12 protein-coding genes and 1 pseudogene are annotated in these 13,266 nt (G+C 67.2%); 4 read left to right on the forward strand and 9 right to left on the reverse strand.

What is annotated here, in order from left to right:
* A pseudogene (locus NA10_RS37865) lies at window positions 1–362 on the forward strand (hypothetical protein); the annotation flags it as partial.
* A 276-nt stretch (window positions 363–638) separates the two neighbouring features.
* Here NA10_RS37865 and NA10_RS34435 read toward each other — a convergent pair.
* Entirely contained in the window at window positions 639–1,388 is a 750-nt protein-coding gene (locus tag NA10_RS34435; RefSeq protein ID WP_067574896.1) for an SDR family oxidoreductase, read from the reverse strand.
* A gap of 248 nt (window positions 1,389–1,636) precedes the next feature.
* On the opposite strand from NA10_RS34435, the gene NA10_RS34440 reads away from it, so the two are divergent.
* Window positions 1,637–2,512, forward strand: a complete 876-nt coding sequence (locus NA10_RS34440) for a TIGR03619 family F420-dependent LLM class oxidoreductase (RefSeq protein ID WP_067574897.1) — start codon at window positions 1,637–1,639, stop codon at window positions 2,510–2,512.
* Here the strand turns inward: NA10_RS34440 and NA10_RS34445 are convergent.
* From NA10_RS34445 to hisS, 3 genes are all read right to left on the reverse strand, one after another.
* Window positions 2,509–3,525, reverse strand: coding sequence for a malate dehydrogenase (locus NA10_RS34445; protein WP_067574898.1), 1,017 nt, complete (start codon window positions 3,523–3,525; stop codon window positions 2,509–2,511). The two genes, NA10_RS34440 and NA10_RS34445, sit on opposite strands and share 4 nt — an antisense overlap.
* 159 nt (window positions 3,526–3,684) lie before the next feature.
* On the reverse strand, window positions 3,685–4,332 hold the full coding sequence (locus tag NA10_RS34450; protein ID WP_067574899.1) for a hypothetical protein: 648 nt from the start codon (window positions 4,330–4,332) through the stop codon (window positions 3,685–3,687).
* Window positions 4,333–4,539: 207 nt separating this feature from the next.
* Window positions 4,540–5,814 carry a histidine--tRNA ligase gene (gene hisS, locus NA10_RS34455; RefSeq protein ID WP_067574900.1) on the reverse strand — a complete coding sequence of 425 codons (1,275 nt, stop codon included), beginning with the start codon at window positions 5,812–5,814 and terminating at the stop codon, window positions 4,540–4,542.
* Between the two features lie 446 nt (window positions 5,815–6,260).
* Between hisS and NA10_RS34460 the strand changes: the two genes are divergently transcribed.
* Together NA10_RS34460 and NA10_RS34465 are read left to right on the forward strand one after the other, a co-directional pair.
* A complete protein-coding gene (locus NA10_RS34460; RefSeq protein WP_067574901.1) occupies window positions 6,261–7,070 on the forward strand; it encodes a peptidylprolyl isomerase in 810 nt (269 codons plus the stop codon).
* A gap of 406 nt (window positions 7,071–7,476) precedes the next feature.
* Window positions 7,477–8,031 (forward strand): hypothetical protein, encoded by a 555-nt coding sequence (locus NA10_RS34465; protein ID WP_067574902.1) that lies wholly within the window; start codon window positions 7,477–7,479, stop codon window positions 8,029–8,031.
* 87 nt (window positions 8,032–8,118) lie between these two features.
* On the opposite strand, the gene NA10_RS34470 is transcribed toward NA10_RS34465, so the two are convergent.
* From NA10_RS34470 to NA10_RS37870, 5 genes are all read right to left on the reverse strand, one after another.
* On the reverse strand, window positions 8,119–8,505 hold the full coding sequence (locus tag NA10_RS34470; RefSeq protein WP_245678220.1) for a DUF4913 domain-containing protein: 387 nt from the start codon (window positions 8,503–8,505) through the stop codon (window positions 8,119–8,121).
* The gene (locus NA10_RS34475) at window positions 8,502–10,361 is read right to left on the reverse strand and encodes a type IV secretory system conjugative DNA transfer family protein (RefSeq protein ID WP_067574903.1); all 1,860 of its coding nucleotides are present in this window, start codon (window positions 10,359–10,361) and stop codon (window positions 8,502–8,504) included. Before NA10_RS34475 ends, NA10_RS34470 begins: the two co-directional genes overlap by 4 nt.
* A gap of 37 nt (window positions 10,362–10,398) precedes the next feature.
* Window positions 10,399–10,926 (reverse strand): hypothetical protein, encoded by a 528-nt coding sequence (locus NA10_RS34480; protein ID WP_084515681.1) that lies wholly within the window; start codon window positions 10,924–10,926, stop codon window positions 10,399–10,401.
* Window positions 10,927–11,116: 190 nt separating this feature from the next.
* On the reverse strand, window positions 11,117–11,425 hold the full coding sequence (locus NA10_RS34485) for a transposase (RefSeq protein ID WP_067574905.1): 309 nt from the start codon (window positions 11,423–11,425) through the stop codon (window positions 11,117–11,119).
* Window positions 11,422–13,266 (reverse strand): putative type IV secretion/conjugal transfer ATPase (locus NA10_RS37870; RefSeq protein WP_373862484.1); only part of this gene is annotated, 1,845 nt, incomplete at its 5' end. The genes NA10_RS34485 and NA10_RS37870, both read right to left, overlap by 4 nt.

The following is a 13,266-nucleotide window of genomic DNA, read 5'->3' on the forward strand; positions in this document are numbered from 1 at the left end:
GAGGTGGTGGCGGTGGTGGCGCGGGCCTCGGCGGTGGCATCCCCTCGACCCCCGGCGGCCCCGGCTCCTCCATCCCCGGAGGCCGAATCACCGCCCAGGCCAACCCCTTCGGCTCGGGCACCGGGGGCGGCCCCGGCATCGGCGGCCCCGGCACTCCCGGCTTCATGGGTTCCCCCGGCGCGGCGGGCGCGGGTCGCGGCGGCGGCTCCGACCAGGAGTATTCGCGGACGGTCCAGCCGCACCACAGCGTCTCCGCTGAAAGCGAACTCACCGGAAACCTGGGCGCGGCAGCACCGGGCGTCATCGGTCAACCCGAGGACGAACTCGCGGGCACCGACGACTACGACCCGGAGCAGATCTAACCGCACGCGCCGAAAAAGACAGGCCCCGCCGTCAACCCCGCGAGGTCGGGCCGACCGTCATCCCGGCATGTTTGGGGCCGGGATCCACACCGGCTGCGCCACAACCGTTTTCGAACCTGTGTCGGCGAGTCGGCCCCGTACACGGTGATGCCGCGGTCTCGGAGTAGCTGCTCCGAGACCGCGGCATCGCGCGGGGGCCGAGACCGAATGCGGATTTGTACACCTCGCGGGCGACGGCCACCGATCGGGGGCCGGGCCGCGAGCCCGGCGGAGGGGTCAGACCGCGGTGGGGCGGACCTGGGCGTCGATACCGCCGTCGATGACGAATTGCGCGCCGTGGATGAAGCCCGCGTCGGGGCCGATCAGGTACTTGATCAGGGACGCGATCTCCGCGGGGGTGCCGTTGCGGCCGATGGGGGCGACGAAATTGCGGATGGCGTCGCCGTAGCGGGGGTCGTCCATACCGGCCTGGAGCAGCGGGGTGTCGACGCTGCCGGGGGCGACGGTGTTGAGGCGGACGCGGGCGTTACCCCATTCGACGGCGCGCCGGCGCACCGCCACGGTGAGGGCGTTCTTGGAGGAGGCATAGGCGAACTGGCCCGCTAAATCGCCTGCGGAGGCGAAGGATTCGGCTTCGGTGCCCAGATTGATGGGGTTCTCCTCCCACTTGATGTGGGTGGAGGCCACCGAGGAAACCACCACGGCGGCAGGGGATTCGCCCTTTTGCAGGGCGGGGAAGAGCGCGTCGAGGAAGGCGACGGTGGCGCGGTAGTTGATCTCGACCACGAAGTTGGGATCGGGGACGTGCGGGCCGACGCCGGCGCACAGGATCAGGCCGTTCAGCACGCCACCGCTACGCTCCAGCACCGCCTCCACGGCGGCGGCGCGGGCCGCCGGATCGGTGAGGTCGGCGGTCACATCGGCATTGCGCAGATCGATGCCGATGATGTCGTGTCCCGCCGCGGTGAGCGCCGCGGCGGTGGCCGCTCCGATGCCCGACCCGGATCCGGTGATGGCGATGGTCATGCCTGAGATTAGAACAAGATTCAGATTCCCGCGGCAACCCCGTGGACCCGCCATCTCAGCCACCGAGACCCCCGCGGGCGAGTGCGCGGCCCTTGCGCTACAACGGATGCTGCACTTCAGCACGGCTGAACCGGCCGGCGCTTTTCGCCCCGATCCATCGCCTTCGCGGGCATTCCGGGCTAGCATCACGACAAGAAACTGGAATCTGTTCTAGTTTGCATTCTGCTCACTGTCGAGAGGAAGACCCGATGCGCTTCACCTATGCGGAGGCGATGACCAATCCGGATTACTACATCCCCCTCGCTCAGGCGGCCGAGGCGGCCGGGTTCGACAGCATCACCGTCGCGGACAGCATCGCCTACCCTGCGGAATCGGACTCGAAGTATCCGTACACACCCGACGGCAATCGCGAGTTCCTGGACGGCAAGCCGTTCATCGAGACCTTCGTGCTGTCGGCCGCCATCGCCGCGGCCACCACCACGCTGCGCCTGACCCCGTTCGTGCTGAAGCTGCCGATCCGCCCGCCGGTGCTGGTCGCCAAGCAGGCGAGTTCGCTTGCGCGCCTGAGCAACAACCGTTTCGCCCTGGGCGTGGGCATCAGCCCGTGGCCGGAGGATTTCCAGATGATGGGCGTCCCGTTCGAGCGCCGCGGTAAGCGCCTGGACGAATGCATCGAGATCGTGAAGGGCCTGTCCACCGGCGAGTACTTCGAGTACCACGGCGAGTTCTACGACATCCCGAAGATCAAGCTCACCCCCGCGCCCACCGAACCACTGCCCATCCTGGTCGGCGGGCACAGCGATGCCGCGCTGCGCCGCGCGGTGCGGCTCACCGACGGCTGGATGCACGCGGGCGGCAATGCCGAGGAACTGGACAAGTACCTGGCCCGGATCAACGAATTGCGCGGTGAGCGTGACAATCCCGGCGAATTCGAGATCCACGCCGTTTCCTACGACGGCTACACCCCGGACGGGGTCAAGCGCGTCGAGGAGAAGGGCATTACCGATCTGATCGTGGGCTTCCGCAACTCCTACGCCAAGGAGCACGACACCGAGACCTTGGAAGAGAAGATCACCAAGATCAAGTGGTACGGCGATAACGTCATCGCCAAGGTGCGCGGCTAGTTCGCCGAACGTTTGGCGAAGCCGAGCTCGATCACCGCATCGCGCTCGGCCGCCAGCTCCGCGACACTGGAATCGATTCGGGCACGGGAGAATTCGTCGATTTCCAGCCCCTGCACGATGCGGTATCCGCCATCCGCGCAGGTGACCGGGAATGAGCTGATCAACCCTTCCGGCACCCCGTAGGAACCATCCGAGGGCACCGCCATGGAGGTCCATTCCCCGGCCGGGGTGCCCAGCACCCAATCGTGCACGTGGTCGATCGCCGCACTGGCGGCGCTGGCCGCCGAGGACGCCCCGCGCGCCTTGATGATGGCGGTACCGCGCTGCTGCACGGTCGGAATGAAATCGTTCTCCACCCACGCCCGATCATCGATCAACTCCAGCGCGGGCTTGCCACCCACGGTGGCGTACGAGAGATCCGGATACTGCGTCGCGGAGTGGTTGCCCCAGACCGCGATTCGATGAATGTCGGCCGCGGCCGCGCCGGTTTTCTCCGCCACCTGCGCGATGGCGCGATTGTGGTCGAGCCGCGTCAGCGCGGTGAACCGCTCGGCGGGCACATCGGGGGCGTTGTTCATGGCGATGAAGGCGTTGGTATTGGCCGGATTTCCGACCACGAGCACCCTGATGTCCGATGCCGCGTTGGCATTGACGGCCGCGCCCTGATCGGTGAAGATCGGGCCGTTGGCGGCGAGCAGATCCCCGCGCTCCATCCCCACCGTGCGCGGTCGCGCACCGACCAGCAGCGCCACATTCGCGCCGTCGAATCCGACCCAGGGGTCATCGGAGATATCGATCCCGGCCAGCAGCGGGAACGCCCCGTCCTCCAGTTCCATCGCCACACCCTCGAGCGAGGACACCGCGGCGGGAATCTCGAGCAGGCGCAGTCGCACCGGAGTCTCGGCCCCCAGCAATGCCCCCGAGGCGATCCGGAACAGCAGCCCGTAGGCGATCTGCCCCGCGGCCCCGGTGACGGTCACGGTGACTGGTGTCGGCCGAGCGGCAGTGCTCACGACGAACTCCTCGCGATAGTCGGTTCCGGCCCAACCCTAACCGCCCGCCCCGTCCGCACGCCCGGACTGTGCGCCGCATCGTGAGCAAACAGACACCACCCGCGATCGGTGCGCAAACCCGCGGTGCGCGCACCTCGCCGCGGTGATCCGGGCGCTGGATCACCGGGCCAGTTGGGCGACATCGGCATCGGTGAGCACCACGGTCGAGACCGCGTCCCGGTCCCGGACCAGGCGGGCGGCGCGGTAGAGCGGACGGGCCTCGGCATAGTCGTCCCGGGTCTCGGCGCGCGATTGCAGGATCAACATGTCCGAGACCGCGAGGGCGGCCGCGAGCGGGCACGCGGTCAGCGCGTCGGCCAATTTCCGCAGTCCCAGGGCGTGGAGTTCGCGGCCGTCGCCGGTATCGGTGTACATGCCCAGGGGCACGATCCGGGTGTCCGGGCCCGCGGTGACGCGCAGGACGATACGGCTCAAGCGCCCCGGGCGGACCAGGATCTCCACCCCGGTGGCCGCGGCGATGTCGAGAGCGCGTTCCCCGCGCCAGGTCCGCGATCGAATCACGGTGCCGGACAGTCGGATTCGCCTGCGCTGCGCGGCGATGGCGTAGAGCGCGGTGGGCGCGCCCAGCACCAGGCCGATCGCGACCGCCACCGGCCAGCCGACCAGGATCGCGGCGAGCAGTCCGACGCCCACCCCGATGCCGACGGCCGCGGCGGTGAGCCTGCGGAGTGCGGGGGCGAGCAACTCCGGGGCGATGAGATCGAGCCCCACGGTATCGGTGGGCTCGGGCGTGGATTGTTCAGTCACGGTTGCGCATTCGTCCGGTTCCGGGTGGCGCGCCGGTCGGCGTGGCGCACTGGTCCGCGCACCGCCGGGGACGCTACCAGCAGTGTCGCGCGAACCGCCCGGATTCGGGCCGGTTCCACCGGCCGAACGGCCGGGTTTTACCGAGCTGAAATACCGCGTCCCGGAGAGCTTTTCGGCTCTCCGGGACGAAGGGGGTCGAGCTATGCCCTATTCGGCGGCGAGGGCTGCCGTCACCTGGGCCACGGCCTCGGCGAGCGGGATCTGCCGCTGTTCGCCATTGCTGAGATCCTTGAACCCGATCTCACCCTCGGTGACCTCACGGTCGCCGAGAACCAGGGCGAAACGCGCACCGGATTTGTCGGCCGCCTTCATAGCGCCTTTCATACCGCGCCCGCCGTACGCCAGGTCCGTACGAATTCCGGCGGCCCGCAGCTGGGCTGCGAGTGCGACCAGGTGCTGTTTGGCGATATCGCCCAGCGGTACGCCGAACACGTCGATGCGCGAGCCGTCGGTGGCGGTCTTGCCCTCGGCCTCGAGGGCGAGCACGGTGCGGTCCACACCGATGCCGAAGCCGATGCCGGAGAGCGGCTGCCCGCCGAGTTCGGCCATCAGCCCGTCGTAGCGGCCGCCGCCGCCGATGCCGGATTGCGCGCCCAGCCCGTCGTGCACGAATTCGAAGGTGGTCTTGGTGTAGTAGTCGAGCCCGCGCACCATGCGCGGATTGACCACGTACGGCACGCCGAGCGCGTCCAGATAGCCCAGCACCAGTTCGAAGTGCGCCTTGGCCGATTCGGACAGGTGATCGATCATGAGCGGCGCGTCGGCGGTCATCTCCTTGACCTCGGGCCGTTTGTCGTCGAGCACCCGCAGCGGGTTGATCTCGGCGCGGCGGCGGGTCTCCTCGTCCAGGGGCAGCTTGAACAGGAAGTCCTGCAACAGCTCCCGGTACTGCGGGCGGCAGGTCTCATCGCCGAGGGAGGTGAGTTCGAGCCGGAAACCGTCGAGTCCGAGCGTCCGGAAGCCGCGATCGGCAATGGCGATGACCTCGGCGTCCAAGGCCGGATCATCAATGCCGATGGCCTCCACGCCGACCTGCTGCAACTGCCGGTAGCGCCCCTTCTGCGGGCGTTCGTACCGGAAGAACGGTCCCGAGTAGGCCAGCTTGACCGGCAGCTGCCCGCGGTCCAGCCCGTGCTGGATGACCGCGCGCATGACACCGGCGGTGCCTTCGGGCCGAAGCGTGAAACTCTCGCCATTGCGGTCGGCGAAGGTCCACATCTCCTTGCTGACGACGTCGGTGGACTCCCCGACGCCCCGGGCGAACAGCGCGGTCTCCTCGAAGATCGGCAGCTCCACATGCCCGTATCCGGCCAGGCGCGCGGTGTTCATCAGGGTGTCGCGCACGGCGACGAACTCCGCGGAGCTGGGGGGCAGATAGTCGGGTACACCCTTCGGGGCACGGAAGCTGCTGGTCTTGGTCACGCCGTTCAGTTTTCCCCATGGTGCTCCGACAAGTCCAACCGGTTATCGTGCTGCGGTTATGACAACCTGTCGCATGACCCGTGTTGACGGGTGACTCGGCAGCGCCCTTCTCGGGCGTCCCGGACTCACACCGAGACCGGATGAGCATCATCACCGGCGCGTGTGACACAGAGCACCGACGACAACCGGGGAGCGCCCATCAACGGTATCGGTTGCGCGCCAACCACACTCGGTCAAATACGACAATTCGCAGTGTTGTCCGGATCACCGAACGCGCCGGCGATGTCACCGGATGTATCGAGTTCCGCGCCGCTGGGTCACTGGAGAGAACCCGGCTCGGAAACGCTGCCCGGCGTGCCGACGGAAATGAGCAGTGGGATGACACGCACTCGGGAACTGGTGGCACACTCTAGTCCCGGAAGCAACCGATACGGAGGGACTAGCTAGTGCCGAGCAATGAACAGCGACGCGCTGCGGCGAAACGGAAGCTGGAGCGTCAGGTCGCCAGTCGGGCCCAGCGGGCGCGCAAGCGCAAGCAGCTGACCATCGCCGCCTCTGCCGTAGGTGTCGTGGTCGCGGTCGCGGCGGGAGTCGGCATCTACTATCTGACCCGGGGCGATGACGACAGCAAGACCACGGCGAGCGCCGCGTGTGACTACCGTGCCACGCAGACCCCGGCGGCCCGTCCGGTGGAGAAGCCGAAGGTCGACAAGCCGTCGGATGTGAAGAGCGCCAACGCCACTCTCGACACCACGCAGGGTCCGATCGGCATGAAGCTGGACGCGGACCAATCTCCTTGCACCGTGGCGAGTTTCGAGAGCCTGGCGAAGCAGAAATTCTTCGACGGCACCAGCTGCCACCGTATGACCACCGGCGAGGGCCTGAAGGTGCTGCAGTGCGGCGATCCCTCGGCCACCGGATCCGGCGGTCCGGGTTATCAATTCGACAACGAGTACCCGACCACCAAGTACGCCCCGATGGATCCGGCCGCCCAGCAGCCGATCGATTACAAGCGCGGCGTGCTGGCGATGGCCAACGCCGGACCGGACCCGACCGATGGCGGCGGCACCAACGGCAGCCAGTTCTTCCTGGTCTACGGCGACTCCAAGCTGCCCCCGCAGTACACCATGTTCGGCACGGTCGACGAGGCCGGGCTGGCCACGCTCGACAAGATCGCCGCGGCCGGTGTGCAGGGCGGCGGTGGCGATGGCAAGCCGGTCGACGACGTAACCATCCGGTCGGTCCGAATCGACTGACCGGCATGGTTTTTCGGGCCCGGCGGCGCGCGCTGCCGGGCCCGAGCCGTTCGCGGGGAAAACCACCGAGAAGCGGCCACCGAAGGTTCTGTGTAAGGCTTTCCTAACCAAAGAAAATCCTGAGTTTTCCGCACACCGCCGGAAATGTGCGATATATGCTGTATCGCGACGCGCGCGTGCGGCGGTATCCAAGTTTTCGCTGGTAATCTCGTAGAACGGAGTACGAAGTGGCGTAGTAAAGCCCCGGGCAATCCCCAACGGGCAGAACCCCCAACGCCTCCCAGTGCTCCCGGTGTCACGTTATGCAGGCGGGAACTTGCTATCCGAATCACCGTTCGTGTGGCGTTGTCCGTGACGAAGCACCACAATCATCCATAGTGATCACTGCAGCATCGGGGAGCATGCGATGGCCGAGGAACTCGACGACATCGGCCGCGAAACCGCGGCGATGATGAGGCAAATGTTGCAGCTCGCGACACTTGTCGCGCTGCGCACCCGGGAACGTGGCCAGAAAGAGGCGGAAGCCCGCGTCAAAGTCACCGAAGCCCGGCAGAAGGAAGCCCGTGAGCGTCAGCTCCGGGAGGCCGCGGACGCCAAGGCCAAGGATCCGCGCAATGTGGAACTTGCGCGCATGATCGAGAAACCCCCGCTCGACAAGGGCGTATCGCTGGAGAAGGACAGGTTCGCCGCGCAGGCGGAGGCCACCCGGATGGCCGCCACCCAGGCCGCGATGAACAAGTCCCTCGTCCGATACGACTCCGTCGAGCGCCGGACCGCTCTGGCCCAACATCTTTCGCGGATGGGTATCGCCCCGGAACTGGCGGCGGTGCGCATGCTGATGGAGGTCGGGCAGGCGCAGTCCGCGGCCGAGGCCGTCAAGGCCCGGGAACAGGAAACCGCGGTGGCGCAGCGCCGGGCGCGGGAGCAGGAAGCCCGCGGGCGCGAGCGCGTCCGTTCCTGACCAGCGGTCCGTACTACGAGCGTGGCGGATCGGGTTTCTGTCGAAACACGATCCGCCACATCACCTTCCGGTTCGATCCCGCACGGCTCACATGCGGAAGTCCCCCATACTGGGATCACTGAAGAGCCCCTGCTGCGGCGATTTCAACGGCAGCGGTGTCAGCATGTCCTTGTGGCCGTTGCGCACACTGCAGTACTTGAACGGCCCCTTCGGATCGAAGAGCTTGGCCATATGCGGATCGGCGTGATCCAAAAACCATACGGACAGACCGGTTTTCCCGTCCTTGCGGAAGTGTTCCCACGCCCGCCACATGGCCTCCAGGCGCACCACCGCCTCGGCATGCTTCCACCACTCCGGGCACCAGACGGTATCGCTGATATCGGTCACCTGCCGCCGGTACACCAGGCTCAGGTAGTTCTCCACGAACTCCACCACGGTCGCGTAGACCATGGGTGTTTCCTGCTGTTCGTTCACAGCGGCCGGACCTCCTCAATCTGCCCGGCGTCACTCGCCGGCTCTGCCTTGATCAGCGACGGCGCACCGATCAGATCCACGATTTCGGTCTTGCGACGCGGTGACGGATCGTGATGCGTAATGGACTTGCGCACCTCTTCGTTGTACTCGCCCTCCCACCACGGCACGGTGCGTACCAGCACGGCCGGTGTGCCGGAGGAGAATACGATGGCCCGCCCGCGCGGCAGCGTGGCCAGACCGTTCACGCTGAAGGTGCGCGAGGAACCCAGCGACCGCGAATAGCTCTTACCGCCTTTGGATTCCGACACCGACTGGGAGATGCTGTCGTAATCGCCGATGGCCTCGGAACGTTCGGTCAGGAACTTCGTATCGTCCACACCGCTGCCGAGCACCTTGATATTGGCCGCGGCCCACAGCGCCTCCATACCGTCGGCGCCCCAACAGCGCGCGCCCTGCGCCCAGGACTGCAATACCGTCATGACCACGATGCCGCGCGAGCCGAAGTGGCTGTACTGCTTGGGAAGATCCTTCCAGCGCACCACATTCGCGGCCTCGTCGAGCACCGCGAGCAGCGGAATCTCCAGGCGGCCGCCGTGTGAGCGGGACGCCTCGCGGGTGGCGACATCGATGACCGCCTCGGTGAGCGCGCTCACCAGTGGCGCGGCCGAACCGCGGCCCTCCAGCGAGAGGCAGTACAGCGTGCCGTTATCGCGAATGAAGGCGAGTTCGTCGAACTGCTGACCGCCGAACTCCTTGGTGATCCAGCGGTGCACATTGGAGAGTTTGAGACAGCGCACCATCTTCTTGGCGGTGCCGAAAACGCCACTGCGCGTACGCTCGTCGACGTTGTACTGCTGTGCCAGACCCGAGGCCATGAAATGGAAACGCCCGGAGCGGCGCAGCAATTCGATCGGCTCGGTGTCCTGCGGGTTGGTGACCCATTCCCAGACCTGGGTGATGGGGCGGTCGTCCACCGCGGCGGCCAGGAACAGGCCCGCGAGCAGATCCTCGGCCTCCTGGTCGAAGAAGGTGTCGGTGGAGGTGGCGACCGAACCGGAGCTGTCGTCACCGTCTGCGAAGTGACCGGCCAGGCGGGCCGCGCGCATCTCGCAGCCGTCGCTGCGGGCGTCGACCCAGGCCAGCGGATCCCAGAACCAATTGTGCGCGCGGTCATCGGAATTCATCGGATCGGTCGCGATGTCCTGCGGATCGAAGATGAAGATGGGGCTGCCCTTGGTCTCGCGCACATCGCGGGTGGCATCGACGACATCGCGCTTGTTCGAGGTGACCAGCACCGGGCCGATGGCCGCGAGAATCGCCGGGATGACGCGCGAGGTGGTCTTACCCTGGCGCGGACCCCAGATGTCGATGTGCAGATCCTCGTAGGAGCCATACAGCATGCAGCCGTCGGCGACCGAGAGACCGATGGGCACACCGGGCATATCGTCGCGGCCCAGCCGCATGCCGAGCTGATCGGCCTTATCGCGCACGCCCGCCTCGGTGAGCGCCTTGATGGCGCCGCCGTTGCCCATGTAATCGGCCTTGTCGTCGACCGGCAGACGGCCAACGGCCTTGCGCGCCTTGGCCCTTCGCTTGTACAGCAGATAACCCAGGACGCCCAGGATCACCAGGATCACGATCACCGTGGAGCTGGTGCGCCACTCCAGTTTGCCCTTGGCCAGCACCACCGCGATGGCGATCGGATTGATCGGCACATCCTGTTTGGGGGTGTCGATCAGATTGCCCAACTGGATTGCCAGCCACAGGGTTCCGAAGACCGCGAAGCCCGCGTAGATCAGATGCAGCGTGGTGTCCGGACCGGGGTCGGCCGGATCCTTCACCGGTGCTTTCGCCATCTCCAGCCTCCTCAGATGACCTGAATGTTGTTGCCGATCAACGGAATCCGTCGAGCAGCCAGGTGCCGTTGGTTCGTACGACGGTAGCGACGACCGTACTGGCCGGAAGCGGCGTGCGCCGCCCGTCCGGATAGACGACCGTCTGCTCGATACCGATCTTGTACTGCTGCCGATTCGGATCCGCACCCGGCGGAGCGCTCTCACCCGAGGCGAAGGCGAACGCCTCGATATGCGCTCCGGCCTTACCCCAATCGGCCCACTGCAGCGTCGCCTTCGGCGTTTCGGCGCTCGTGGGTGGTGTGTCCAGTGTACGGATGAGGGTGGGACCCAGCCATTTCCGTGCCCGGCCCAGCGCCGCGCTCTGCGATTCGGTGACCGGATACCAGGTGTAGATCTCGCGCAGCGCCGCGACGGCGACACCGTCGGCGGTGGTGGGATCGGGCACGGGGGCGCTTTCCAGCAGGCGGGTGGTGGAGGTGGGCGGATTCAGCCGGGTCGGCTTGGAATCACCACCGCTGCCACTACCGCACGCGGACACCAGCATTGCGACGCTCAGCACCAGCATCACCACCAGTTTCGTGCGTTGCCCTGTGTTTCGCGCGGTGGCCGCACCGACCGACGCACGGCCTGTACGAGGCACCGAACCTTGTCTCCAGGCTAGCCGCTGAGACCGACACCCGAGCCATACCAGCGGGTTTCCCGAGTCGGCGTGTCCGCACGCCGGATCCGGGGTCATAGGGTCTGCCGGAGCGCGGTCATACGCCGCGCTTGGCATCGTAGAGGGTCTCCACCAGCGTGCGGTTCATCTCCGCGGCGGCGGCCAGCTGCTGTTGCAGCAGGGCGACCTTGCGGCGCAGGTTGGTGGCGTCCATCTGCTCCAGGCCGGGTGTTTCGGCCGCGCGGACCCAGTTGCGCACCGAATTGGTGTGCACGCCAATCTGTTCCGCGACCACCCGGCACGCCTCCGATTCCGAGCGCAGTTTTCCGGTGAGTGCGATGACCTGCTCCACCGCGGCCTGGCGCACCTCCGGAGAAACTCTTCGATACGACCTGTGCGGCATCATTCGGTACTCCCGGCGTCGGTGCCGCGGCGGGCGGTGGACTCGGTGAATTCGCTGAAACGCTGGTTGGTGTCGTGGATTCCGCTCTCCTTCTCGGACCACGTGAACTCCATGTGGAACGGGATGCCGGGGCGGCGGTCCTCACCGATCTTGAGCAGGAATTTGCCGGTGCCGGGGGCGGGCGGGCGTTGCTGGCCGGGCTTGAGCGCCTCACCGGTGAGTGCCTGCGGCGCCGACCAGCTGGTCACCATATCGGCCTCGGCGGAGGTGAACGGGATGGTGGAGTCCAATCGGGCGATCTCCTCCGCGGGCAGAGCGCCGAAGATCTTGGCGCGGGCGCGTTCCAGGAAGCCGAGGGCCTTGGCGATGGCGGCCTCGGAGCCCAGAGCCTGCAGATCCTTGATGGTGTGGCTGATCATGATGAGCGAGGTGGCGATACCGCGCTGCAGGCGGGTGAGCTCGTCCACCCGGTCGATCATGAAGTCGCCCAGGCCGAGTACCTGCCAGAGCTCGTCCATGACGACCTGGAAGTAGCGCTGCGGGCCCAGGTCGGCGTCGGCCAGCACATGCGCGGCCTCGACCGAGGCGAAACCGTCCGCCCAGCAGGCCAGCATGACCGCGGCCTTGAGCTTCTTGTCACCGCTGGGGATGTGCGAGACGTCGATGCAGACCGCGGTGGCGGTGGTGTCGATGGGCGTGGTGGTCTGGCCGTTGAAGACCGCGCCGAACGGGCCCTGGGTGAGCGCGCGCAGTGAGCGGCGCAGGCCCTTGATGGCGTTCTGGTATTCGTCGGGATTGTCGGCGCCGGCGTCGAGTTGGAGTTCGTCGCCGCCCGCCACCACCACGGTGAGCAGGTCCTCGATGATCGGGGGCTTGTCCGGGGTGAAGGCGCTGCCCGGGCGGTAGAGGATGCGCAGGGCGGTGGCGATGAGGGTTTCCTCGTAATCGCGTACGCGCGCACCGCGCACCAGTTCCACCAGACCCGCGACCAGGGTGACCTGGCGAGCGCGCAGCTCCTGCAGCACCTGGGTCTGCAGGGCGGGCAGTTCGTCCAGCATGGGGACGATGGAGCCCAGCACGCCCGCGGCCAAGGGATTCAGCTTGCCGTGGCCGTAACCCAGGTCGATGACCTGACCGCCGACGACCTCCACCAGTTTGCGGTAGTCGGGTTTGACGTCGGCCAGGATGAGCGGGGTGATGCCCTGCGCGACGCCGCCCAGGACGATGCGGCGCACCAGGGAGGATTTGCCGAAACCGTTGAGGCCCAAGACGAACAGGCTGGGCGCGGTGATGAAACTGCCGCGCAGGAACCAGTTCATCGGGTCGAAGCAGACCGGTGCGCCGGTGTGCAGGTGCGAGCCGAGCGGGGTGCCGATCAGCGGTGCGCCCGCGCCCACCGACCAGGGCCACAGGCCCGCGACCTGCGCGGTGGTGGCGCGGTATTCGACCGGCCGCCCGACCACGTTCATGCGGCCGCCGCCCGCGCCGATATAGCCGCGATCGGTGAGTTGCTGTGTGCTGCGGTCGAATTCGTCGAAGCTGCCGTATTCCATGCGCTCCGCGCGCGCCGCGAAATTGCGCCGCCGCAGATCATCGGTGTGCAGCCGGAAGGTCGCCCACAGCGCCCCGAGCCCGTTCTGCTCGCGCGCGGTGACCTCGTATTTGGCGCGCGCCGCATCGTCCAGCAATTTGGGCCCGGACTGCTTCTTGCGCGCGGCGGCCTTGCGCTTGGCCTCGGCGGCCCGCGCCGCCTTGGCCTGCGCGGCCTTCTCGTTCTTGTCCATGCGCGCGGCCCCCCGCTGCTGCTTGTCCTGCGACCCGCGCTCGGTCCGCCCGCGCCCGCG

The organism is Nocardia acidivorans NBRC 108247 (assembly GCF_001625085.1).
GTDB classification, from domain to species: domain Bacteria; phylum Actinomycetota; class Actinomycetes; order Mycobacteriales; family Mycobacteriaceae; genus Nocardia; species Nocardia acidivorans.

Bases quoted from the DNA above. Each gene is read 5' to 3' on its own strand.
- NA10_RS34435 (WP_067574896.1), bottom strand. From the start codon at position 1,388: ATGACCATCGCCATCACCGGATCCGGGTCGGGCATCGGAGCGGCCACC.
- NA10_RS34440 (WP_067574897.1), top strand. From the start codon at position 1,637: ATGCGCTTCACCTATGCGGAGGCGATGACCAATCCGGATTACTACATC.
- NA10_RS34465 (WP_067574902.1), top strand. From the start codon at position 7,477: ATGGCCGAGGAACTCGACGACATCGGCCGCGAAACCGCGGCGATGATG.
- NA10_RS34475 (WP_067574903.1), bottom strand. From the start codon at position 10,361: ATGGCGAAAGCACCGGTGAAGGATCCGGCCGACCCCGGTCCGGACACC.
- NA10_RS34480 (WP_084515681.1), bottom strand. From the start codon at position 10,926: ATGCTGGTGCTGAGCGTCGCAATGCTGGTGTCCGCGTGCGGTAGTGGC.
- NA10_RS34485 (WP_067574905.1), bottom strand. From the start codon at position 11,425: ATGATGCCGCACAGGTCGTATCGAAGAGTTTCTCCGGAGGTGCGCCAG.